This is a genomic window from Dokdonella koreensis DS-123 (assembly GCF_001632775.1).
GTDB lineage: Bacteria > Pseudomonadota > Gammaproteobacteria > Xanthomonadales > Rhodanobacteraceae > Dokdonella > Dokdonella koreensis.
Genome location: NZ_CP015249.1, coordinates 3570138 through 3591781 on the forward strand (window position 1 = coordinate 3570138; position 21644 = coordinate 3591781).

The 21644-nt window shown below is 70.4% G+C and carries 22 protein-coding genes; 13 read left to right on the plus strand and 9 right to left on the minus strand.

All coding sequences use genetic code 11. The features are described from left to right. Window positions 1–7: 7 nt before the first annotated feature. Window positions 8–2455, plus strand: a complete 2448-nt coding sequence (locus tag I596_RS14570) for a TonB-dependent receptor domain-containing protein (RefSeq protein ID WP_067649470.1) — start codon at window positions 8–10, stop codon at window positions 2453–2455. A 52-nt stretch (window positions 2456–2507) separates the two neighbouring features. Here the strand turns inward: I596_RS14570 and I596_RS14575 are convergent, their stop codons facing one another. Continuing rightward, complete coding sequence (locus tag I596_RS14575) at window positions 2508–3743, minus strand: threonine/serine exporter family protein (RefSeq protein WP_223303843.1); 1236 nt, start codon at window positions 3741–3743, stop codon at window positions 2508–2510. Between the two features lie 64 nt (window positions 3744–3807). Here I596_RS14575 and I596_RS14580 point away from each other — a divergent pair, with 64 nt between their 5' ends. The 6 genes from I596_RS14580 to mgtE all read left to right on the plus strand — a co-directional run bounded on the left by I596_RS14580 (window position 3808) and on the right by mgtE (window position 9786). Continuing rightward, entirely contained in the window at window positions 3808–4689 is an 882-nt protein-coding gene (locus tag I596_RS14580; RefSeq protein WP_067649476.1) for a DMT family transporter, read from the plus strand. 61 nt (window positions 4690–4750) lie between these two features. Next, the gene (locus I596_RS14585) at window positions 4751–5863 is read left to right on the plus strand and encodes an ABC transporter permease (protein ID WP_067649479.1); all 1113 of its coding nucleotides are present in this window, start codon (window positions 4751–4753) and stop codon (window positions 5861–5863) included. Further along, entirely contained in the window at window positions 5857–6642 is a 786-nt protein-coding gene (locus I596_RS14590; protein WP_067652067.1) for an ABC transporter ATP-binding protein, read from the plus strand. The genes I596_RS14585 and I596_RS14590 overlap by 7 nt, the downstream gene beginning before the upstream one ends. A gap of 1 nt (window position 6643) precedes the next feature. Next, the gene (locus I596_RS14595; RefSeq protein WP_067649482.1) at window positions 6644–7588 is read left to right on the plus strand and encodes an MlaD family protein; all 945 of its coding nucleotides are present in this window, start codon (window positions 6644–6646) and stop codon (window positions 7586–7588) included. Further along, window positions 7585–8217, plus strand: a complete 633-nt coding sequence (locus I596_RS14600; protein WP_083965611.1) for an ABC-type transport auxiliary lipoprotein family protein — start codon at window positions 7585–7587, stop codon at window positions 8215–8217. The genes I596_RS14595 and I596_RS14600 overlap by 4 nt, the downstream gene beginning before the upstream one ends. A gap of 126 nt (window positions 8218–8343) precedes the next feature. Beyond that, window positions 8344–9786, plus strand: coding sequence for a magnesium transporter (gene mgtE / locus I596_RS14605; RefSeq protein WP_067649488.1), 1443 nt, complete (start codon window positions 8344–8346; stop codon window positions 9784–9786). 114 nt (window positions 9787–9900) lie between these two features. Here mgtE and I596_RS14610 read toward each other — a convergent pair whose 3' ends face one another. Together I596_RS14610 and I596_RS14615 are read right to left on the minus strand one after the other, a co-directional pair. Next, window positions 9901–11028: an AI-2E family transporter gene (locus I596_RS14610; RefSeq protein WP_223303844.1), complete on the minus strand. Its 1128-nt coding sequence runs from the start codon at window positions 11026–11028 to the stop codon at window positions 9901–9903. Window positions 11029–11188: 160 nt separating this feature from the next. Next, entirely contained in the window at window positions 11189–13066 is a 1878-nt protein-coding gene (locus tag I596_RS14615; RefSeq protein ID WP_067649491.1) for a malectin domain-containing carbohydrate-binding protein, read from the minus strand. 178 nt (window positions 13067–13244) lie between these two features. On the opposite strand from I596_RS14615, the gene I596_RS14620 reads away from it, so the two are divergent. From I596_RS14620 to I596_RS18175, 4 genes are all read left to right on the plus strand, one after another. Further along, window positions 13245–14357: a sensor histidine kinase gene (locus tag I596_RS14620; protein WP_067649494.1), complete on the plus strand. Its 1113-nt coding sequence runs from the start codon at window positions 13245–13247 to the stop codon at window positions 14355–14357. Beyond that, window positions 14354–15091 carry a LytR/AlgR family response regulator transcription factor gene (locus I596_RS14625; protein ID WP_067649497.1) on the plus strand — a complete coding sequence of 246 codons (738 nt, stop codon included), beginning with the start codon at window positions 14354–14356 and terminating at the stop codon, window positions 15089–15091. The genes I596_RS14620 and I596_RS14625 overlap by 4 nt, the downstream gene beginning before the upstream one ends. Before the next feature lie 141 nt (window positions 15092–15232). After that, window positions 15233–15781, plus strand: a complete 549-nt coding sequence (locus I596_RS14630) for a hypothetical protein (protein WP_083965613.1) — start codon at window positions 15233–15235, stop codon at window positions 15779–15781. 42 nt (window positions 15782–15823) lie between these two features. Beyond that, on the plus strand, window positions 15824–16057 hold the full coding sequence (locus I596_RS18175) for a hypothetical protein (protein ID WP_083965614.1): 234 nt from the start codon (window positions 15824–15826) through the stop codon (window positions 16055–16057). 15 nt (window positions 16058–16072) lie between these two features. On the opposite strand, the gene I596_RS14635 is transcribed toward I596_RS18175, so the two are convergent. The 6 genes from I596_RS14635 to I596_RS14660 all read right to left on the minus strand — a co-directional run bounded on the left by I596_RS14635 (window position 16073) and on the right by I596_RS14660 (window position 20540). After that, on the minus strand, window positions 16073–16465 hold the full coding sequence (locus I596_RS14635; RefSeq protein ID WP_067649500.1) for a DoxX family protein: 393 nt from the start codon (window positions 16463–16465) through the stop codon (window positions 16073–16075). A 179-nt stretch (window positions 16466–16644) separates the two neighbouring features. Next, window positions 16645–16995, minus strand: coding sequence for a hypothetical protein (locus I596_RS14640; RefSeq protein ID WP_067649503.1), 351 nt, complete (start codon window positions 16993–16995; stop codon window positions 16645–16647). A 77-nt stretch (window positions 16996–17072) separates the two neighbouring features. Beyond that, complete coding sequence (locus tag I596_RS14645) at window positions 17073–18407, minus strand: hypothetical protein (protein WP_067649506.1); 1335 nt, start codon at window positions 18405–18407, stop codon at window positions 17073–17075. Further along, the gene (bioD, locus tag I596_RS14650) at window positions 18404–19069 is read right to left on the minus strand and encodes a dethiobiotin synthase (protein WP_067649509.1); all 666 of its coding nucleotides are present in this window, start codon (window positions 19067–19069) and stop codon (window positions 18404–18406) included. The genes I596_RS14645 and bioD overlap by 4 nt, the downstream gene beginning before the upstream one ends. Continuing rightward, window positions 19066–19818: a TMEM175 family protein gene (locus tag I596_RS14655; RefSeq protein WP_067649512.1), complete on the minus strand. Its 753-nt coding sequence runs from the start codon at window positions 19816–19818 to the stop codon at window positions 19066–19068. Before I596_RS14655 ends, bioD begins: the two co-directional genes overlap by 4 nt. Further along, window positions 19818–20540, minus strand: a complete 723-nt coding sequence (locus I596_RS14660; protein WP_083965615.1) for a TMEM175 family protein — start codon at window positions 20538–20540, stop codon at window positions 19818–19820. Before I596_RS14660 ends, I596_RS14655 begins: the two co-directional genes overlap by 1 nt. Before the next feature lie 70 nt (window positions 20541–20610). On the opposite strand from I596_RS14660, the gene I596_RS14665 reads away from it, so the two are divergent. Then, window positions 20611–21096 carry a GAF domain-containing protein gene (locus I596_RS14665; protein ID WP_067649515.1) on the plus strand — a complete coding sequence of 162 codons (486 nt, stop codon included), beginning with the start codon at window positions 20611–20613 and terminating at the stop codon, window positions 21094–21096. A gap of 28 nt (window positions 21097–21124) precedes the next feature. Next, the gene (locus I596_RS14670; RefSeq protein WP_067649518.1) at window positions 21125–21538 is read left to right on the plus strand and encodes a TfoX/Sxy family protein; all 414 of its coding nucleotides are present in this window, start codon (window positions 21125–21127) and stop codon (window positions 21536–21538) included. The last annotated feature ends 106 nt before the right edge of the window (window positions 21539–21644 follow it).

A 21644-nucleotide genomic window follows, 5' to 3' on the forward strand; every position in this document is an offset into this window, starting at 1 on the left:
TCCAACGATGACTTCTTCAGTTCCGAACCTTCCTGCAGCACGGCCCGCCCTGCCGCCACGATGCCTGCTGGCGCTGGCCGTCGTGGCCTGTCTGGCGGCTCCGCACCTGGCCGCGCAGCCCGCTGCCGAGGCGGATGCCACCGAGCTGCAGCAGGTGGTCGTCACCGCGGCCGGCTTCGAGCAGAAGATCACCGATGCGCCCGCCAGCGTCAGCGTGGTCAGCCGCGCCGAGCTCGCCAAGCGCCCGTACACCAGCCTGGTCGACGCGCTGCGCGACATCGAAGGCATCGACGTCGGCGAGTCGACCGACAAGAACGGCATGGCGTCGATCAGCATGCGCGGCATGCCCGCGGACTACACGCTGGTCCTGATCGACGGCCGCCGCCAGAGCAATGTCGGCGACCTGTACCCGAACAACTTCGGCGGTGGCCAGTACAGCTTCCTGCCGCCGCTGGACTCCATCGAGCGCATCGAGGTCGTGCGCGGCCCGATGTCCACGCTGTACGGGTCCGATGCGATGGGCGGCGTCATCAACATCATCACGCGCAAGGTCGCGCAGCAATGGCACGGCTCGCTGACCCAGGGCCGCACCTGGCAGCAGGACGACCAGTTCGGCAACGACCGCACGACCGACCTGTATCTCAACGGCCCGATCGTGCCCGGCAAGGTCGGCCTGGCGCTGCGGGGCAGCCTCTACAAGCGCCAGGCCTCGAACCCGGAATGGGATCCGCTGCCGCTGCCGGACGGCACGCTGTGGGAGCGCTCGCTCGGCTTCGGCGACGGCGGCAAGCAGGTGGCCAACACCAACTGGAACGGCGGCCTGCGACTCTCGTTCACGCCGAGCGAGAACCACGACCTGTGGGTCGACTACGACGTCGCGCGGCAGAAGTACGACAACTCCGAAGGCCAGACCGGCACGCTCGACAGCATCGAGAGCCTGTGGCGGACCGGCAATGCGACGATCCCGAACCCCGACTTCGACCCGACCCGCCCGCCCGGCTCCGACAATCCCGCGACGATCGTCCGCCGCGTGGTCCAGCCCCGCGTGGGCTATACCCGGGAGCAGCGCTACGAGCGCGACCAGCTGGCCTTCACCCACGTCGGCCGGTGGTCGTTCGGCACCAGCGAGACCAGCATCACCCGCAGCAAGACCAACAACCTCGGCCGCTCGCTGCCGCTGACGATCGAGGAGCGCGCCGACCTGCAGGCGCTGTGGAATGCCGCCTGCGTCGCCGGCGGCGGGAACCCGTACTGCGGCAACGCGCGCCTGGGCGACCTGACCGCCGAACAGCGGGCGGCACTGGAGGCGTTCCTGCCGCGCCAGCGCCGCGTGCTCGAACTCGACGGCACCATCCTCGACAGCAAGCTCGAGATGCTCTTCGGCGATCACCAGCTGACGGTCGGCGGCCAGTACAACGACACCGACATGGAAGACGGCACCTTCGGCATGGACGGCGGCGGCTTCCGTGACGGCACCACGCAGAAGCACAAGCAGTGGGCGGTCTTCGCCGAGGACAACTGGCGCCTCACCGACCGGCTGACGGCGACGTTCGGCCTGCGCTACGACGACCACAACATCTTCGGCGACCATTTCAGCCCACGCGGCTACCTGGTCTGGAACGCCGCCGACAACTGGACGCTCAAGGGCGGCGTCAGTACCGGCTACAAGACGCCCAAGCCGAACCAGCTGTTTCCCGGCATCACCGGGTTCGGCGGCCAGGGCGTCAGCCCGTTCGTCGGCTCGCCGGGCCTGCAGCCGGAGACCAGCACGAACACCGAGCTGGCGGCCTACTACGACAGCGGCACCGGCCTGAGCTTCAATGCGACCGTCTTCGTCAGCAAGTTCAAGGACAAGATCGCCACCGGCGACAGCGTGCCCAACTGCGAGGTGGCACCGGCCGGCGTGCACTGCGTGGACATCGGGCCCGGCTGGGCGGAACTGGGCTACACCACCTTCAGCCAGAGCATCAACATCGATCGCGCCGAAAGCCGCGGCGTCGAGCTGGCGGGCCGCGTCGAGCTGCCGGCCGGCTTCACGCTGCGCGGCAACTACACCTTCACCGACTCCGAGCAGAAGAGCGGGCCGCAGAAGGGCCGGCCGGTCACCGGCAATCCCGCCAAGCACATGCTCAACGGCACGCTGGACTGGCAGCTCAGCGATGCGGTCAGCCTCGCGCTGATCGGCGAGGCCCGCTCCAAGCGCTATCGGGACTACAACGTCACCAGCGGCAAGGAGAGCTACTACGAGGACTACGCGATCTTCCACCTCGGCGCGTCGTGGAAGGCGACCGACTGGATGACGATCAACGGCCGCGTCAACAACCTGTTCGACAAGGACTTCATCGCGCAGACCTGTGAGCTGACCGAGCTGCAGGACGCCTACACCTGCCTGGACGACTACCGCATCAAGGACAAGCGGCGCAGTTTCTGGCTGTCGGCCAACCTGCGCTTCTGACGATGCCCGCAACGCGCCGCCGGCCCCGCCTTCGCGGGCCGGCGGCGCGCCCTCAGAGCTTGCGGCGCGGCGGTACCAGCAGGTCGCCGAACAGCAGGCCGGCGACCAGGGCGATCAACAGCGTCAACAGCGTCACCGCCGTGTCGAGGCCGAGCATGACGTCGCGCTCGAGCACGAAGCTCAGGGTGCGGAAACCGACACTGCCGGGGACCAGCAAGATGATGCCCGGCTCGCGCAGGAGCGCCCCGGGCCGCTTCCACACGCGTGCGAAGACATTGCTGGCAGCGCCCAGCATCAGGCCGCCCAGGAACACGCCGAACGGCGCCGACACGAAGATGCCGCCGACCCGCGTGCAGACATAGCCGAGCACCACGGCCGCGATCACCACCGGGTAGTACCGGCCGGGGCTGCGGAACATCGCGGCGAACGCCAGCCCCGCCGCCACCACCGCCGCCCATTCGGCCCATACCGGTACCGAGGCAGCCGGCATCGGCGGCGGCATCCAGCCGAACAGCGCACCGAGCTGCGTGGCCGCCACCGCGCCGAACGCGAGCTTGAGCAGGATCGCCATCGCCCCGGCCATGCGGGCGGTGCCTGAAATCAGGTGCTGGCTCGAGAGCTCGCGCACCGCGGTGGTCAGCGAGAGCCCCGGCAGCAGGACGATCAGGCTGGCGATGACGACGGCGCGGACGTCGATCGGCACGAGATAGACGGCGATCGCGGTGGCGACCAGGGTCGCCAGCAGCGCGCAGATGGCCTCGAAGGCCGCGGCGATGTTCGGCCGGCTGGCGGCGCCGAGCGCGATGGCGCCGGTCGCCAGGCCGATCAGGCCGGCGGTGGCGACCGCCGGCCAGGCCGTGCGCAGGATGATCGCCACGCAGGCCGACGCCACGCCGTAGGCCGCCACCAGCAGCAGGTTCGCCGGCAGCGACGGCCGGAGCGCGCCGATGTCGCGCAGGCGTCGCCGCCCCTCGACCAGGTCGACCTGCCCGTCGATCACGCGGTCGGCGATCTCGTCCACCTCGCAGAGCCGCTCGAGATTGACCTCGCCCGGCGACAGCCGCACGACCTGGGTCACGTCGGCGAGGCTGCCGGGCCGCTGCCGGTCGGAGAACGACATCACGATCGAGGTCGGCGTGGAAAGGATGTTGCAGTCCAGCCCCAGCCGCGCCGCGACATGGTTGATCGCGTCCTCCAGGCGCGGGGCGGCCGTCCCATACTCGTGCAGGCGCCGGGCCAGTTCCACGACGAACTCGATCCGGGTAGTGAGGGCTGCTTCGGCGGGCATCAGGCCGTTTCGGTACATGCGACTGATTCATAATGCCGCTTTTTGCGCGGCGCGGCGCGGGCACATGGGGCTGGGCGAAGCACTTTCAATCGGCAGCGCGCTGGCCTGGGCCGGCGGCGTCGTCATCTACACGCGGCTGGGGCGCACCCTGCCCCCGCTGTGGCTGAACCTGTTCAAGAACCTGCTGGTCTTCGCGATGGTCGTGCCGACCGTCCTGCTGGTCGAGGGTCTGCGCTGGCCCAGCCTCACCACGGGCGCGATCGCGCTGGCCCTGCTGTCCGGCGTGATCGGCATCGCCGTGGCGGACACGCTGTATTTCCGCGCGCTCAACGCGCTCGGCGCCGGCCACATGGGCGTCATCGGCAACCTCTACAGCCCGCTGGTCATCGTGCTGTCGTTCGTGTTCCTGGGCGAGCGCCTGGGCGCCCTGCAGATCGTCGGATTCGTACTGGTGATGGCCGGCGTGCTGCTGGTCAGCGGGAACGCCGCCGGCCGGCCGGTCGATCGCCGCGCCCTGCGTCGCGGCGTCGCGCTCGGCGCGACGGCGATCGCCCTGATGGCGATCGCGATCGTGATGATCAAGCGCACGCTGGAGACGCAACCCCTGCTCTGGGTGGTCGCGCTGCGCCTGGTCGGGGCCATCCTCGGCATGCTGGGCCTGTTCGCGCTCGGTCGCGAACCGCTTTCGCGCGGGGCCTTCTCGCTGCGCGGACGGGACGGCTGGCTGCTGCTCGCCGCGGCCTTCCTCGGCCAGTACCTGTCGATGATCCTCTGGCTCGGCGGCTACAAGTTCACCGATGCCTCGGTCGCCTCGATCCTGAACGAGTCCTCGTCGGTCTTCATCGTGCTGCTGGCCTGGCTGTTCCTGCACGAGCCGTTGGATCGGCGCCGGCTGGCGGGCGTCGCCTGCACGCTGGCGGGACTGGCCTGCATGCTGCTGAGCTGAAGCGGAACGGGACGTCCCGGGCCGCATCCATGACGACTTCGCAAGCTGCTAGGCTTCGCGCATGCAGCCCGGCACCGCCACCCTCACGCCCGACGGAACACGGATCGCTCTGGCCGGCGACTGGGTGCTGGCCTGCGCGCCGGCCCTCGCCGCACAGGTCGAGCAGCTTCAGCGGCGCGCCGCCGCGACACCGGTGTTCGACGCCAGCGGCATCGGCCGGCTCGACACCGCCGGCGCCAGCCTGCTGTTGCAGCTCGGCGGCGAAACCGGGTCGGCCGACCGCTTCGCCGGCCTGGGCGCGCGCCAGCGCGCCCTGCTCGATACGGTGGTCCGGGCGATGCACACGCGCCCGTCGCGGCCGCGCGCGCCCAACAGTGTCATCGAGCTGTTCGCCAATGCCGGCAAGGCGGTCGAGACCCTCTGGCGGGACCTTGCGCAACTGGTCGGCTTCATCGGCCTGATCCTGGCCAGCCTCGCGCAGAGCATCGTCCGGCCGCAGCGCTGGCGCGTCACCTCGCTGTTCTTCCACATCGAGCAGACCGGCCTCAACGCGGTGCCGATCGTCGCCCTGCTGAGCTTCCTGGTCGGCGCGGTGGTCGCGTTCCTCGGCGCGACGATCCTGCGCGACTTCGGCGCGACCGTGTTCACGGTCGAGCTGATCAGCTACTCGTTCCTGCGCGAGTTCGGTGTGCTGCTGACCGCGATCATGATCGCCGGGCGCTCCGGCAGTGCCTTCACCGCGCAGATCGGCTCGATGAAGGCACGCGAGGAAGTCGACGCGATCCGCACGATGGGACTCTCCCCGGTGGACGTCCTGGTCCTGCCGCGCGTGCTGGCCCTGCTGATCTCGATGCCGCTGCTGAGCTTCCTGGCGATGGTCGCCGGCATCGTCGGCGGCGCGGTGGTGTGCATCTACACGCTGGACATCTCGCCGGGCATGTTCGTCCACCGCCTCAACGAGATGACCCAGGTCAAGCACTTCTGGGTCGGCATGGCCAAGGCGCCGCTGTTCGCGTTCCTGATCGCCGCGATCGGCTGCCTGGAAGGCTTCAAGGTGTCGGGCAGTGCCGAATCGGTCGGCGCGCATACGACCTCCAGCGTCGTGCAGTCGATCTTCGTGGTGATCCTGGTCGATGCGCTGGCGGCGATCTTCTTCATGGAGATCGGCTGGTGAGCGAAACGGTCATCGAGGTCCGCGGTCTGCGCAACCAGTTCGGCGCACAGGTCGTGCACGAGAACCTCGACCTGGACGTCCGGCGTGGCGAGATCATCGGCGTGGTCGGCGGCTCCGGCAGCGGCAAGTCGGTGCTGCTACGCTCGATCATCGGCCTCAACCGGCCACGCGCCGGCCGCGTGCAGCTGTTCGGCGAGGACATGGGCTCGCTCGGCGGGGAACGCCGCGCGGCGATCGAGCAGCGGTGCGGCGTGCTGTTCCAGAACGGTGCGCTGTTCTCGTCGCTGACGGTGGCCGAGAACGTCGCCGTTCCGCTGGTCGAGCGGCACGGCCTGCCGCGCACGCTGATCGACCGGCTGGCGGCGCTGAAGATCGGCCTGGCCGGGCTGCCGCCCGAGGCCGGTGCCAAGTTTCCGTCGGAGCTGTCCGGCGGCATGGTCAAGCGCGCGGCGCTGGCACGCGCGCTGGCGCTGGATCCGGACATCCTGTTCCTGGACGAGCCCACCGCCGGCCTCGACCCGATCGGCGCTGCCGCATTCGACCAGCTGATCCTGACCCTGCGCGACAGCCTCGGCCTCACCGTGTTCCTGATCACCCACGACCTGGATACGCTCTACACGATCTGCGACCGCGTGGCGGTGCTGGCGAACAAGCGCGTGCTGATCAACGCGCCGCTGGCCGAGGTCGAGCGCCAGGACGAACCGTGGATCCGCGACTATTTCCAAGGGCCGCGCGGCCGCGCGGCCGAGCACGCCGCCGTGGCGGCGAAGAGGAACTGACATGGAAACCCGTGCGCATCATGTACTGATCGGCGCCTTCGCGATCCTCGTGTTCGTGCTCGCCGCCGGCTTCGTCCTGTGGCTGTCCAAGACCAGCCAGGACCGCGCGTTCAAGGAGTACGACGTGGTGTTCACCGAGGCCGTCACCGGGCTCTCGCAAGGTGGCGCCGTGCAGTACAGCGGCATCAAGGTCGGCGAGGTCAGCCAGCTCAAGCTCGCGCCCGACGACCCGCGCAAAGTCATCGCCCGAGTACGGATCGGCGCGTCGACGCCGATCAAGCACGACACGCGCGCCAAGCTGGCGCTGGCGGGCGTCACCGGCGTGGCCTTCATCCAGCTCAGCGGCGGCACGCCGCAGAGCGTCGCCCTGGAGCCGACCCGCGAGACGCCGGTGCCGGTGATCCCGGCCGATCCGTCGGCGCTTTCGCAGCTGCTCAATTCCGGCGAGGACATCGTCACCAGCATCAACGACGCGCTGTACCGGATCGGCCAGCTGCTGTCCGAGGAAAACGTCGACCGGGTCGCCCACGTGCTCGACAACGTCGACAAGATCGTCGACAGCGTGGCCGGCCAGCGCGATGACCTGACGACCGCACTGCGCCAGCTCTCCGACGCCACCGGCGACCTCAAGTCCTCGCTGCGCACGGTCAGCGAGCTGGCGACGACGACCAACCGGCTCGTGCGCGAGGACGCCCGCAACGTGATGATCGCGGCGGAGAAGGCGATCGGTTCGGTCGACCGGGTGGCCGCGTCGGTCAGCGGCCTGGTCGACGACAACCGCGCCGCGATCGACAGCTTCGGCAACCAGGGCTTGCGCCAGGTCGGCCCCACGATCGCCGAGCTGCGCGAGACGCTGCGCGCGTTCAAGCAGCTCAGCGACCGCCTGGCCCGGTCCGAGAGCCTGCTGCTCGGCAACGACCAACCCAAGGAGTACTCGCCGCGATGAGCATCCCGATGATCCGTATCGCCGGCCTGCTGGCAGCGGCCCTGCTCACCTCCTGCGCCTCGCTGACCGGCAAGAGCGACCCGTTCGCGATCTACTCGCCGCGCCTGAGCGCCGCCCCGTCCACGGCCGGCGCCCCGGTCGCCTGGCAGCTGGCGATCGATACGCCGCTGACCAGCAGCGCACTGGACTCCAATCGCATCGTGGTCATGCCGTCGCCCGGCGTGCTGCAGATCTATCCCGCCGCCCGCTGGCGCGACCCGGCGCCGCAGCTGCTGCGCGGCCTGGTCGTCGAAGGGTTCGAGCGCTCCGGCCGCATCCTCGGCGTCGGTGCAGCCACCGCGGGCCTGCACGCCGACATCGGCCTGTCGATCGACCTGCGTGCGTTCCAGGCCGAGATCGACACCGGCGGCGCGCGCGCGGTCGTCCGCTTCCAGGCCAGCCTGCTGGACTTCGCCACCAACCGCGTCTTCGCCACGCGCAGCTTCGAGGCCTCGGCCCCGGCCGCGTCGAGCGATGTCGCCGGCCTGTTCCCGGCGTTCGAGGCCGCCCTCGACCAGGTCGTCCCGCACCTGGTCGACTGGACCCTGGCCGAGGGCGAGAAGCGAAGGCCGCCCGCCGCCGGCCCGTAACCGGACCACGCCGGAATTTCTTTTCGTCGAACGGCCGAAAGGCGACAATAGCGGCCGCCCCCACCCCCGACCGACGTCCAGCGCCCGGCCCCGCCGATCGCCGGTGCCGGCCGCATCCCGATCGCCATGACCGAAGTCGAAGCCGGCAAGCCGCAGACCACCCTGCAGAGCCACCTCGCGCGCGTGGAGGAGCTGCTGCGCCGGCACCGGCTGGTCGAGGGCCTGGCCCATCGCCAGGAAGGACTGCACCACGACCTGGTCGAGAACCTGGTCCATCGCCAGAACCTGGCCGAGCTGCAGCGCGAGATCGACCAGCTGCATCCGGCCGACATCGCGCACATCCTCGAATCGCTGCCGCAGGAAGACCGGCAGAGCATCTGGAACCTGGTCAAGTCCGATCGCGACGGCGAGATCCTGCTCGAGGTCTCCGACGCGGTCCGCGAGTCGCTGCTGGCGGAGATGGACACGCCGGAAATCCTCGCCGCCGCCGAGCAACTCGATGCCGACGAGCTGGCCGACCTCGCCGAGGACCTGCCCGAGGACGTGCTCTACACGCTGATGCAGCGCCTCACCGCCGAGCAGCGCGAGCGCGTGCAGTCGGCGATGGCCTGGGAAGAGGACCAGGTCGGCGCGCTGATGGATTTCGACATGGTGACGATCCGCGAGGACGTCAGCCTCGAGGTCGTGCTGCGCTACCTGCGCCGGCTCAAGGAAATCCCGGACCACACCGACAAGCTGTTCGTCGTCAACGGCGACAACCTGCTGACCGGCGTGCTGCCGGTGCGCTGGCTGCTGGTCAACGACCCGGCCAGGAACGTCAGCGAGGTCATGGCGGCCGACGCCAACACGTTCCATCCGGAAGACGACGTCACCGAGACCGCCCAGGCGTTCGAGCGCTACGACCTGGTCACCGCGCCGGTCGTCGACGGCGAAGGCAAGCTGATCGGGCGCCTGACCATCGACGCGATGGTCGACGTGATCCGCGAGGCCGGCGAGGCCGAGGCGCTCAGCCGCGGCGGCCTGCGCGAGGGCGAGGACATCTTCGCCTCGGTCTGGCGCTCGGTGCGCAACCGCTGGCTGTGGCTGGCGGTCAACCTGGTGACCGCCTTCATCGCCTCGCGCGTGATCGGCCTGTTCGAAGGCTCGATCGAGAAACTGGTCGCGCTCGCCGCACTGATGCCGATCGTCGCCGGTATCGGCGGCAACTCCGGCAACCAGACCATCACGATGATCGTGCGCGCGTTCGCGCTCGACCAGATCAGTCCGGCCAGCGCCAAGCGGCTGCTGCGCAAGGAACTGGGCGTCGCCCTGATCAACGGCGTGATCTGGGGCGGCGTCATCGGCATCGTGGCCTGGCTGCTCTACGGCAACCCGGCGCTCGGCCTGGTGATGACCCTGGCGATGACATTGAACCTGCTGCTCGCCGCCTTCATGGGCGTGGTGATTCCGATGGGCCTGCTGCGCATGGACCGCGATCCGGCCATGGGGTCGAGCGTGATGATCACCGCGCTGACCGACAGCGGCGGCTTCTTCATCTTCCTCGGCCTGGCTACGCTGTTCCTGATCTAGGTCGAGCGGATCTAGGTCGAGCTGATCTGAGTCGAACCGGGTTGCGCCGAGCTGGTCCGGTCGAGCCGTTCCGATCGAACGGGCGCGGCCGAGCCGAGCAGGTCGCAGCGGCGATCAGGGCGCAGCGCCGGGATCGGCCGGCGACGCGGCGAGCACGGCGGCGGCAGGTATCGCCTCGGCTTCGGTCTCGTCCTCGCGGCCGACGAACATGCCCCACACCGCCATGAACAGCGCGGCGATCATCGGCCCGATCACGAAGCCGTTGATGCCCATCAGCGCCATGCCGCCGATCGTCGAGATCAGCACCACGTAGTCGGGCATGCGCGTGTCCTTGCCGACCAGGATCGGCCGCAGCACGTTGTCGACCATGCCGATTACCAGCACGCCGTACGCGGTGAGCCCGATACCCTTGACCCAGTCGCCCGTAGCCAGGAAATAGATCGCCACCGGCGCCCAGACCAGGCCGGCGCCGATCGCCGGCAACAGCGACAGGAACGCCATCAGCACGGCCCACAGCAGCGCACCCTGGATGCCGAGGAACCACAATGCCAGACCACCGAGCGTGCCCTGCACGATCGCGACGACGACATTGCCCTTGACCGTGGCGCGCATGACGGTCGCCATCCGCGCGATCAGCTGGCGCTTGTGCACGGGCTCCAGCGGAATCGCCTCGACGATGCGCGCGATCAGCATCCGTCCGTCGCGCAGCAGGAAGAACAGCAGGTACAGCATGATGCCGAAGCCGATGACGAACTGGAACGTGTTCTGGCCGATGTTGATCGCGTGGGTCGCGATGAAACGGCTGGCCTCGGCCGCACCGGATCCGAGCTTGCCCTGCAGCGACGCCACGTCGCCGAGACCGATCCGGTCGAGCGGCTGCGTCAGCCAGTCCGGCAGCGCCGCGAGGATGCGCTGCAGATAGGTGCCGAAGTTCAGTTCGCCCGATTGCACGCGCTGGTAGACCAGCGAGGTCTCCTGGATCAGCGAGGCGGTGATCGCCATCAGCGGCAGGATCGCGATCAACAGGCACAGCGACAGCGTCAGCAGAGCGGCGAGGTTGGGCCGGCCTGGCAGGCGCCGCAGCAAGCGGCGGTGCAGCGGCGCGAACAGGATCGACAGCACCACCGCCCAGAACACCGCGCCGAAGAACGGCAGCAGGATCAGGCCGAACGCGATCGTCACAGCGCACAGCAGCAGCAGGAATACCGCGCGCTGCAGGAACGGCGTGTTCATCGTCTTCATCGCGGTCGCCGTGCAGGACCCCGAGGCCGGGGCTGCGTGGACTATAGCAATGCCGCCGCAGCGGCACCGCGTACACGCCGTTCACGGTTGCAAAGAATGGGATCGCGCGTTCCGCAGCGCCGCGCGCGGGGCCAATCCGCCGCGCGTGGCGTCGGCACGTTCAGGGCTCGAAGCCGTCGGAGAACAGGAGCTCGTCCAGACCATCCAGCCGCAGCACGCGGATCGCGTCCAGCCGCGACCGTTCGCCCTGGCCGCCGCTGCGCGCGAGCGCGATCTCGATCAGCCCATCGACGGGCTCGGTGACGAACCCGAAGCGCAGTGCGCTGCGCTGGCCGGCGAGCGCGAAGGCACTGAAGCGCTCGAGCACCGGCACGCCTTGCAGGCGGACGTCCTGCACCCGGCAGGCGGCGGTATTACAGGGGTTGTAGGTCTCGGCGAAATGCAGTTCGACGAAGTACCGGCCCTCGGCCACCGGCAGCCGGTAGCCCCAGGTGCCGTAGCTGATCCGGTAGTCGTGATGGAGGGCATCGTCGTCACTGCCGAAGATCGCGCCGGGGCCGGATGCCGTGGAGGCCTCGCTGCTGCCGTAGTGGTACTGGTCGGCCTGGTACGGGCTGCCGTCGGCCGCCGTGTAGGCACCGCCGCCGGCATTGATCGCGATCGCCACCGGCGGCGGCGTGCCGGACGGCAGGACCAGCACCTGCCGGACGAAGCTGCCCGCCAGGGCGCCGTCGCTGGCGTCGGCGCGGACGCGATAGAGCCCCGGCGGGGCCGCGTCGATCACCGCATGCCGCGTATCGGCCGCGTCGACCACCAGCACCGCGCCGGCCGGCGCCTGCTCGACGGTCCAGCTCACCGCAAGCGCACCCGGCGCCGGCAGGCCGTCGTCGATGACGCGCGCGCGCAGGTCCAGCCGCCCGCCGGCCCGCGCGACCGCGTCGCCGCGCACGAAGACGCGCGGCACCACGTTGACGGCCACCGGGACCGTCACCCGCAGCGATGCCGACGTCTCGGTCCAGCCGCCGAGCCCGGCATCGTCGCTGGCACCGCGCGCCTGGACGCGCAGCACCTGGGTGCCGCTGACCGGGCCGAGACCGGCCACCGACCAGTCCGACGTGCCGGCGGCGGTGCCGTCCTGGCCACCGAGGAACCAGCGGACCGATGCGATCGCCGCGGCCACAGGGCCGGCGGTGCCCGCCGCGTCGAACGTCGGCGTATCGCTGGTCCACACCGGGCCGGCCGTCGGCGCGGTGATGCGCACGAACGGCTCGGTGGCCGCTGCCGGCATGCCCAGCCGCTGTCCGATCAACCAGCGGAAGAGCCGCTCGCTGGCGTAGCTGTACGTCCAGATCCAGTGGTTGCCGCTGGCGAACTCGGTATAACGGGGATCGCCGCCGGCCGCGCGCAGTGCCGCGACATGGTTGCGCGAATGGGCAACGATCGCGGTGCCGTCGTCGACGGCGTGGAAGAACCACGAAGGCGTCGTCGCCCAGGCGGCATCGCCCGCCGTGTAGCCCGTATGCGGGCATACCGGGACGATCGCCGCGAACGTGCCGTTGTAGGTGCCGATCAGGTCGAGCGCGCCGCCGCCGCCCATCGACAGGCCGGTCAGGTAGATGCGCCCGGTGTCGTACGGGAACTCCGCATGCACCTGCTCCAGCAGGTCGATCAGCCGGTTCTTCTGGCCGCCCCACTGGCCGCCTTCGCCGAGGCAGCACTGTGGCGCCACCATGATCATCGGCTGCACCGCCTGGCGCGCCGGATAGACCAGTTGCATCGCGCCGTTGGCGGCATTGCCCAATTGGGCGGCGTTGTCGGTGCCGCTCTCGCCGAGGCCGTGCAGGAACAGCAGCAGCGGGCAATCACGCGCGGCCTGGCAGGCCGGCGGGACATAGATGCGGAACGGCAGGCGGCCGTCCGGCGGATCGTTGCGGCGCAGGAAGTCCTCGGCGCAGACCCGGTCGGGCGGGCATCCGGCCACGGCCGCCACCGGTACCGACAGCGCCAGACCGAGAAGCAGCGAGCAGGTGCGCGGCATGAGAGGCAGTCCACGGGGCGGGCCGCCCAAGACTACCGCGCCGGCCAGGCCCTGCTGTGACGGCCGGCCGGAATCGCCGGAACCGGCCGCCGCACGCCGGGGACGGACGGCACCGGGCGGGTGTCCGGCGTTCCTGCGTGGCTTGTAGCGCGCCGGGCGCTCGTCTACGTTGCAGGGCATGCGCAACGCGGCAGCAACCTGGCTGGCGGCTTCGGTCGCCTGGCTCGTCTACGGCCTGATCTTCGCCGAACAGCTCGTCAACATGGAGCGCGTCGCCGGCGTGCGCGTGGCCTGGAACGAGGCGCTGTTCCACAGCCTGTTCGGCCTGGTCCTGTGCTGGGTGCCGCTGACCGTCGGCCTGGTCGCGATCGTGCAGCGCTTCCCGCTGGAACGCGGCCGGCTGCGTGCCGGCATCGTCGCGTCCGTCCTGGCCGTGGCGGCGGTGCTGACGGCGCGGGCGGTCTACGTGTGGGCGCTGAATCCCGTGTTCGGCTTCTGGTACGACGTGGCGCCGCCGTTCGGGCAGATCCTGTCCCACAGCGTGCGCTTCAACTTCATGCTCGCCTGGCTGATCGTGGGCGTGGCCCACGCCTGGATCTACGCGCGCAATGCACGCGCCAGCCGCCTGCGCATCTCGCGCCTCGAAGCGGGCCTGGCGCAGGCACGCCTGGACGCGCTGGCGGCCCAGCTCAATCCGCACTTCCTGTTCAACGCGCTCAACTCGATCGCCGAGCTGATCCACCGGGATGCCGATGCGGCCGACGGCATGCTGGTCGCGCTCTCCGCCCTGCTGCGCCGCAGCCTCGCCCATCCGTCGGGCCACGAGGTCAGGGTCGAGGAGGAGCTGGTCCTGCTCCGGCACTACCTGGCCATCGAGCAGCTCCGCTTCGGCGACCGGCTCGACGTGCGCATCGAGGTCCAGCCGGCCTGCCTCGACGCGCGCGTACCGGCGCTGATGCTGCAGCCGCTGGCGGAGAACGCCATCGTGCACGGCATCGCCCGGCGGCGCGGCCCCGGCACGCTGCAGGTGGACATCCGGCCGTTCCCGCCACGGTTGCGGATCGAAGTCCGCGACGAAGGCGCAGCGGCCGCCGTCCCCGCGGCCAGCGGCGGCACCGGTATCGGGCTGGACACCGTGCGCAGCCGGCTGCATTGCCTGTACGGGGAAGACTGGACGCTGGACCTGCAGACCCGCGACGGCCTGTGCTCGACGGTGCGGATCGACCTGCCGCTGCGTGTCGCCGGCGTTCCGCCCGTCGCCACCCGCACCACCCTGCTGCGGCCGGCATGAAAGCCCTGCGCATCGCCGTCGTCGACGACGAGCCGCTGGCGCGGGCGCGATTGCGCCGGCTGCTGGCGATGCACGAAGCCGGCGCCACCGTGCACGAATACGACAGCGGCCCGGCGCTGCTGGCCGCGTGGCACGACGCGCCGGCCGATGTCGTCTTCGTCGACATCCAGATGCCGGAGATGGACGGCTTCGCGGCAATGGCCGGCCTGCCGCCACCGCGCCCCCAGGTCATCTTCGTGACTGCCCACGCCGAGCACGCGGTCCAGGCCTTCGAGATCGCGGCGGCCGACTACCTGATCAAGCCGGTGGCACCGGAGCGCCTGTCGGCGGCGCTCCGGCGGGTCCGCGAGCGCATCGCGGCCGCGCCTGCCCCGGCCACCTATCCACCGCGGCTGGCGCTGCCGATCGGACGCCGCGTCCAGCTCGTCGATGTGGACGCGATCGACTGCGTGCTGGCCCAGGCCAACTATGTCGAGATCCGCGTCGGCACCCGCTGCTTCGTGCTGCGCAAGCCGCTGACGGTCGTGCAGCAAGAGCTCGACCCCGCACGCTTCGCGCGCGTGCATCGCTCGGCCCTGGTCCGCATCACGGCGGTCGCCGGGATCGAGCCGCTGCCTTCCGGGCGTTTCCGGCTGCAGCTCGCCGCTGGCCAGGTACTGACTTCGGGTCGCAGCTACCGCGAACACGTCCGCCGGACCTTCGGGCTGTCGTCGCCCGCCGCATTCGCCGGCTGAGCGGTTCCCCGGTGTCGCCGGCGCCGTGCGCCGGTGCCATTGGTCCACAGCCGGGCGGCGTTCATCCCGTAGCGGTTGAACCGACGGTCTCCGCAACGGTTTCCTCGGCCGCCGCCTTCCGGCTTTCCGAGGATCCGTGACATGCGAGCCGCTACCGCCCTGTGCCTGTCGATCGCCGCCTGGTCGACGAACGCGTTCGCCGACGCCTGCGAGACGAACTTCAGCAAGAAGGGCAACCCGCTCACCGGTACCACCTACCGATCCTCGATCGCCCTGGCCGACCTGACGGTCCAGAGCGCGATCGAGCAACTCGGCGCGATCGCGCTGGCGAAGAAGATGGCCGTGCTCTCGTCCGACCCCGCCAATGGCAGCTTGCTGATCGAGGAGCCGGAGACCGCGATGCACAAGCCGATCCCGATGATCCTCGGGGCCGCGGTGGAAAACGGCGTCACCCACGTCACGATGGAGGTCAAGCTGTCGCGCGGTGCGCTGGCCAAGGCCGACGACGTCCGCCGCGAGATCTGCGCACTGCTCACCCAGGTGCGGCCCGGCGCAGCCGGCGACGAGACCGCGCGCCGCATGGCCGCCGCCGCGCAGACCGCCGAACCCGACCGCATGGACGCCTTCATCTTCTCGCAGCAGATCGCGCGTCAGGCCAACGAGAACCAGTCGACCATCAATGTCCGCTAAAAGGACCGCCGCTACACGCTGACCGGCCGCGCCGCCTTCATCATGGAGGACGGCGACGACTACAACGTCGGCTTCTCGATCCCCGAACTGAAGTTTTCACCGGGACCGCTGGATCCGAAGTTCAAGGTCAACGTCAGCTGCCTGATGGCCAAGAGCCAGACCGCCTATACGCTGTCGCTGCGCGAGGGCGATCGCGTCGCGCTGACCGGCACGTTCTCGCGCTATGACCAGTTCAGTCACGTCGTCTGGCTGGACGGCTGCGTGCAGGCCCGTTGAGGAACGGTACCTCGACTACGACGCCTCGCGGTCGGCGGCCGCGATCACCAGCAGGGCGGCCATCAGCGCCAGGCTGTATTCCACACCGCCGGTGCCGTGCTCGCCGACGAACCAGCCCAGGCGGGCGTGGATCAGGACGATGCCCATCAGCACGATGAAGAACAGCCCGCCGGAAAGCCAGCGGACACCGATGCCGGCCGCGATCAGCAGGCCGGCGCCGATCTCGTAGGCCGATATCGCCAGCACCAGGCCGGTGGCGGCCGGGAAGCCCGCGTTCTGGAGGAAGGCCGCGAACTGCGGCACGCTGCCGTTCACCAGGCGCACCACGGCATGCGCCATGAACAGCAGCGCGAGGGTGGCGCGCAGCAGCACCAGGGCTTGCGCCTGGGTCAGGTAGGGATAGCGCACGGGTTCTCCGGCCGGCAGGGGCCGGAGAGTGGACGTGCGTGGAGGCGTCGAGGGCAAGCGGTACCGGGACGGACCGCACCACGCAGGGCGCGAATGGCACCTCCGGCGGGCTCGATGGGGATCGGCCGTCGCCGCGGGACTGCCGGCCTTCGCGCCGCCCGGCGCCCGATGCCCGCGGATCAGGCCTTGCTGACGTCGTGCAGCCGCCAGTGATGGCCGACCAGCAGGTCCAGCCGATGCCGCAGGATCGCATGCGGCAGCCGCGTCACGACCTCGACGTCGCAGTGCATGTTGGTCTGCGTGGCCGTGACCGTGGCCTCCGGATCGCTGGCGCCCGTGGCCGGATCGACCTCGTCCGGATCGGGCTGCATCGCCCGCCAGCGCTGCCACAGCGTCGGCTCGCGCAGCGCCGCCTGCAGCGTCGCGGCGAAGCTCTCGGGCGACACGCCGTGGAACGAGAGCTGGTCGACCTCGCCGCGCGCGGCAGCCAGTTCGCCGACCGAAAGATAGAACTTCTGGGGATGGGGCATCGGGCTACTCCGTCGTCGTTTTGGTCACGCATCCGCCGCCGGCGTGCCGGCGCCTTGCGCATCGTGAAAGTATGCACTCACCCGGCCGGGCCGCGGCCTTCGAGGTGTCGATGACCGCCGGCGGCCAGCGCCAATACCGCGGCCAGCACCGACGCCAGGCAGCTCCACCCGAGATAGCGCGACTCGGCCGCAGGAGCCAGCACCGGGTAGGGCAGCGCATAGAGCCCCGCGCTGACCAGCAGCGCGCAGGCCAGCCCGCCGGCCGCCGTCCGGCGGCGGCACCAGGCCACGGGCGCCAGCGCCAGTCCGATGGCGAGGTACGGCCACGGTGCCAACAGCGGCGTCGGCCGCCAGGCCTCGATCCAGTCCATCAGGCGGCGATGGGCGCGGCCCGCGTTGGGCGCGACCGGCGGATTGTCGCGATAGGCGACCTGTGCGTCGACGTAGACCAGGGTCGGCGGCCAGTCGCGCGCCTGGGTGCCGAACAACGCGCGCGTGACGCGCCAGCGGTGGGCCAGGTAGGTGCCGGGATCGGCCCGGATCGCCGCCAGCCAGGCGCTGCGCAGCGCGTCGTACTCGGCATCGGTCCAGGCGCCGAGCGGGTCGCGGATACCGCTGCGGTTGTTCTGCAGCATCGCCGTCACGCTCCACGGGCGCGAGACCTCGGCCAGCTCGGCGACATCGAGCGTGGGGCCGACGCTGAAGGCCGGCAGCAGGACCTCGCCGCGGGCGATCGACAGCGCAGCCAGGTCGCCCTGCGCGAGGATCGGCCACAACGGCACCTGCGTCTGGCTGCGGCCGTTGATGGCCGCGACGATGCCCATCAGCGCGGCCAGCACCGGCACCGCCAGTCCGACCCGATACAGCGCCGGCGCCTGCGGCAGCAGCAGCCAGCTCCAGGCCACCGCCAGCGGTGCGACCGCGAGGATCGCGTTGTGCCGCATGCCCAGCGCATAGAACAGGGCCGGCAGGACGACCAGCAGGCCGCCGCGCCGGCCGCTGGCGCGGGCCTGCGCGAGCAGGCCGCAGGCCAGCAGCAGCGCGCTGAACATGCCGACATCGGTCCAGACGTGGCCGCGCAGCATCAGCACGATCGGCACGGCGGCGCACGCGAACAGCACCCAGCGCCAGCCGCTGCGCTGCGCGCCGGCGAGCAGCGCCAGACCGGACCAGAACATCGCCAGGTGGATCGCGAAGATCGGCCCCGGGCCTTCGAAGAAGACGTCGCACAGCCGCCACAGCGCGATCAGGGTCGGCGAGGCGACATTGGTGACGGTCTCGCCGCGCGCCTGCCACCAGGCATAGGCCGAATCGAACGACATCTGGCCCGGCCAGTAGAGCAGCAGGTCGACGAGGAAGCCGACCAGTGCCAGCATCCACGGCAGCCCGCGCCGCAGGCCCTCGCGCGTCATCGCAGGAATCCCGGGTCGAGCATCGCCGGAGGGCCAGGTGCATCGAGGCGGTCGAGCACGCCCAGCAGCGGCGCCGGAAGACGCCCGGTCAGGCTGGCGATGTTGTCGTCTGCGCGCTCCATCGCCGGGTCGATCCGGTTCGCGATCCACCCGGCCAATCGACAGCCGTCCGCCGTGATCGCGCGCGCCGTCAGCAGGGCGTGGTTGATGCAGCCCAGGCGCATGCCGACGACCAGCACCACCGGCAGCGCCAGCGCGCGGGCGAGATCGGCCTGCATCAGGGTCTCCGACAGCGGCGCCATCCAGCCGCCGACGCCTTCGACCACGACGCGGTCGGCCTGGCCGGCCAGCCGGCGGAACGCCGCATCGATCGGCGCGAGGACGATCGGCGTCCCGGCATCCAGGGCCGCCAGGTGCGGCGCGATCGGCGCCTCGAACGCGTACGGATTGACGTCGGCATAGGCCGGCTGCGGCCGGCTCGCGGCCAGCAGTGCCTCGGCATCGGCGTTGCGCAGGCCCGCCGCGGTCCGATCGCAGCCGCTGGCGACCGGCTTCATGCCGACGGCGCGGTGGCCATGCCCGCGCAGCGTGTTCAGCAGCGCCACGCTGGCGACGGTCTTGCCGATGCCGGTGTCGGTGCCGGTGAGATAGCAGGCGTTCATCGTTTCCCCAGCCCGTGCCGCGCCAGGATGCGCCGCTGCTGGATCGGCATCAGGATCTGCACGCCATGCAGGCCGAAGAAGATGCAGCCCGGCAACGCCGCCGTCCAGGGCATTCCGGGAATCACCGGCATCCAGAGGGCCAGTGCCAGCGAGGCGAGCGAGAACAGCGGGATGATCGCCCAGCGCAGCATCGCGTGCCGGGTCAGGTCACGCTCCAGCGCATCCAGCCCGATCGCCTCGCGCCGGCGCCACGCGTGGAGATAGAGCAGGCCGCTGGCCAGCCCCATCGAGCCGAACGCCAGCGCGAACACCGCGAACATCAGCCGCAGGTCCGAGACGCCTTCCAGCGTGAACGTGGTCGGCAGCCAGCCACCGCTGATCCAGCTGAACAATGCGTCGAAGACCATCCGCAGCGGATAGATGAAGATCAGCACCAGGAACACCAGCAGCAGGCTCAGGCGCTGGCTGATGCGGTCGTCCAGCCCGTAGCGGCGGCTCCAGTCCGCATGGCCGCGCCAGAACAGCGCGATCAGCAGGAAGCTCGCCGCATAGGAGGGAATCGCCTTCAGCGCCTGCCGGAGCGCGCCGATGCTGTCGGGTATCTGGTCGATCGAGATGACCATCAACGTGATCGCGAACGCGAACGCGGCGTCGACGAAGGCCTCGATGCGGGTGACCTCGGCTCCCCGGTGGAAGAATCCGTCCTCGTCGCGGGACGGGGCGCCGGCGCCGCGCGCGCGCCAGCGCATCAACCGTCCTCCGCGCGACGCGCGGCCCGCCGGGACAGCGGCCAGGCGAGATTCATCAGCACATAGGCCAGGCCCGGCAAGCCGTGGATCCACGCATACGTCGGGTGCAGCGGCAACAGCAGCGCCAGCGCGATCGAGATGACGCCGGTACCGATCGCCACGGCACCGACGGCGATGGCGCCGGCGACATCGCCAGCCTCCTCGCGCGATGCCGCTCCGCGACGGCGAACCGTCAGGTAAAGGCCGGTGATGCACAGCCACATCGCCGACCAGCCCAGGCCATAGACCAGGTAGACCACGACCAGGTCGTCGAGCGTGCCGATGCGCGTGCTGGACGGCAGCCAGCCGCCGGACACGGCGGCCATGAAGCTCGAGAACAGGATCTTGAGCGGATAGACGTAGACCAGGACCAGGAAGACCAGCGCGAGGCTGAGCAGCGTGGCGGGCAGCCCATCGGTGCCGTAGCGCCGGCTCCAACGCACGTGCTGGTACCAGAACATCGCGATCACGGCGAAGCTCAGCGCGAACGCCGGCACGTCCTTGAGCGCCCGTGCCAGGTCGGCGATGCTTTCCGGGATCGTGTCGACCGAGATCACCAGCAGCGTCAGCGCGAACGCGAACGCCGCATCGACGAAGGCCTCCAGCCGCGTGGAGTGCGCAGCGCGGCCGGGCGCGGCGATCGCGTGCAGGCCGGTCGTCGTCGAGGTCGGAGGCGGGGGCATCGGCGAAGCTTAGCAAGGGGCCGCTCGATCCGCGTACACTCCCCTCTTCCACGCAACGGCTTCGTCTTCGATGTTCGCAGCCCGCTCCCTGTCCGGCACCAAGGCCGAGCAGTACGCCGACCTCGCCACCCAGGCGCGCGGACTGCTGCACGGCGAGACCGACCGGATCGCCAACGCCGCCAACTTCGCCGCTCTCGTCTGGCACGCCCTGCCCGCCATCAACTGGTGCGGCTTCTATTTCTTCGACGGTCGCGAGCTGGTCGTCGGTCCGTTCCAGGGCAAGCCGGCCTGCGTGCGGATCGGCCTCGGCAAGGGCGTGTGCGGCACCGCGGCGTCCACCGGCGCGACCCAGCGGATCGACGACGTGCATGCGTTTCCGGGGCACATCGCCTGCGACGCGGCCTCGCGTTCGGAAATCGTCGTGCCGCTGTTCGCCGACGGCCGCCTGCTGGGCGTATGGGACGTGGACAGCCCCCAGCCGGCCCGCTTCGACGCCACCGACCAGGACGGCATGGAGAACCTGTGCCGGATCTTCGTCGAATCGCTGCGCGGCTGACCGCCCGGCCCAACCCGCTGAGGACACCATGGCCAATGAGAAAATCCGCAACGTCGGTCCGAAATCCGCCGCCTGGCTGCGCCAGGTCGGCGTGCGCACGCTCGAAGACCTGCAGCGGATCGGTCCCGTCGAAGCCTTCCTCAAGACCAAGCGCGCCGGCTTCCGGCCCAGCCTGAACCTGCTCTACTCGATGGCCGGTGCCCTGGCCGATTGCCACTGGACCGAACTCGGCGACACGGCCAAGCACGAACTGATCGCCGCGCTGGAAGCGGCCGAAGCGGCCAATCCGATCCGGAACCGGTGGGAAAAGGGTGCCCAGCGCAGCGCCCAGCGCGACGGCGACGGGTCCGCGCCCGCGGCGGCGGCCGAGGAAGGCGACGGCTTCGGCGACGGTGACAGCGGCGTGCGCGAGCTGACCGGCACCCACGGCGATTTCGACTAGCCGGCCGGGACACCACGGCAGGTCCACGCCTCGTCCGCCCCCGCCGAACCGGTCCGCCCGTGACGAAGGCCGCCACCGACCCGGACCGACGAGCGGCCGCAGCCCC

Bases quoted from the DNA above. Each gene is read 5' to 3' on its own strand.
- I596_RS14670 (WP_067649518.1), top strand. From the start codon at position 21,125: ATGGCCAATGAGAAAATCCGCAACGTCGGTCCGAAATCCGCCGCCTGG.
- I596_RS14630 (WP_083965613.1), top strand. From the start codon at position 15,233: ATGCGAGCCGCTACCGCCCTGTGCCTGTCGATCGCCGCCTGGTCGACG.
- I596_RS18175 (WP_083965614.1), top strand. From the start codon at position 15,824: ATGGAGGACGGCGACGACTACAACGTCGGCTTCTCGATCCCCGAACTG.
- I596_RS14600 (WP_083965611.1), top strand. From the start codon at position 7,585: ATGAGCATCCCGATGATCCGTATCGCCGGCCTGCTGGCAGCGGCCCTG.
- bioD (WP_067649509.1), bottom strand. From the start codon at position 19,069: ATGAACGCCTGCTATCTCACCGGCACCGACACCGGCATCGGCAAGACC.
- I596_RS14615 (WP_067649491.1), bottom strand. From the start codon at position 13,066: ATGCCGCGCACCTGCTCGCTGCTTCTCGGTCTGGCGCTGTCGGTACCG.
- I596_RS14655 (WP_067649512.1), bottom strand. From the start codon at position 19,818: ATGCGCTGGCGCGCGCGCGGCGCCGGCGCCCCGTCCCGCGACGAGGAC.
- I596_RS14575 (WP_223303843.1), bottom strand. From the start codon at position 3,743: ATGCCCGCCGAAGCAGCCCTCACTACCCGGATCGAGTTCGTCGTGGAA.
- I596_RS14665 (WP_067649515.1), top strand. From the start codon at position 20,611: ATGTTCGCAGCCCGCTCCCTGTCCGGCACCAAGGCCGAGCAGTACGCC.
- I596_RS14585 (WP_067649479.1), top strand. From the start codon at position 4,751: ATGCAGCCCGGCACCGCCACCCTCACGCCCGACGGAACACGGATCGCT.
- I596_RS14595 (WP_067649482.1), top strand. From the start codon at position 6,644: ATGGAAACCCGTGCGCATCATGTACTGATCGGCGCCTTCGCGATCCTC.
- I596_RS14620 (WP_067649494.1), top strand. From the start codon at position 13,245: ATGCGCAACGCGGCAGCAACCTGGCTGGCGGCTTCGGTCGCCTGGCTC.
- I596_RS14645 (WP_067649506.1), bottom strand. From the start codon at position 18,407: ATGACGCGCGAGGGCCTGCGGCGCGGGCTGCCGTGGATGCTGGCACTG.
- I596_RS14570 (WP_067649470.1), top strand. From the start codon at position 8: ATGACTTCTTCAGTTCCGAACCTTCCTGCAGCACGGCCCGCCCTGCCG.
- I596_RS14640 (WP_067649503.1), bottom strand. From the start codon at position 16,995: ATGCCCCATCCCCAGAAGTTCTATCTTTCGGTCGGCGAACTGGCTGCC.
- I596_RS14660 (WP_083965615.1), bottom strand. From the start codon at position 20,540: ATGCCCCCGCCTCCGACCTCGACGACGACCGGCCTGCACGCGATCGCC.
- mgtE (WP_067649488.1), top strand. From the start codon at position 8,344: ATGACCGAAGTCGAAGCCGGCAAGCCGCAGACCACCCTGCAGAGCCAC.
- I596_RS14610 (WP_223303844.1), bottom strand. From the start codon at position 11,028: ATGAAGACGATGAACACGCCGTTCCTGCAGCGCGCGGTATTCCTGCTG.
- I596_RS14625 (WP_067649497.1), top strand. From the start codon at position 14,354: ATGAAAGCCCTGCGCATCGCCGTCGTCGACGACGAGCCGCTGGCGCGG.
- I596_RS14580 (WP_067649476.1), top strand. From the start codon at position 3,808: ATGGGGCTGGGCGAAGCACTTTCAATCGGCAGCGCGCTGGCCTGGGCC.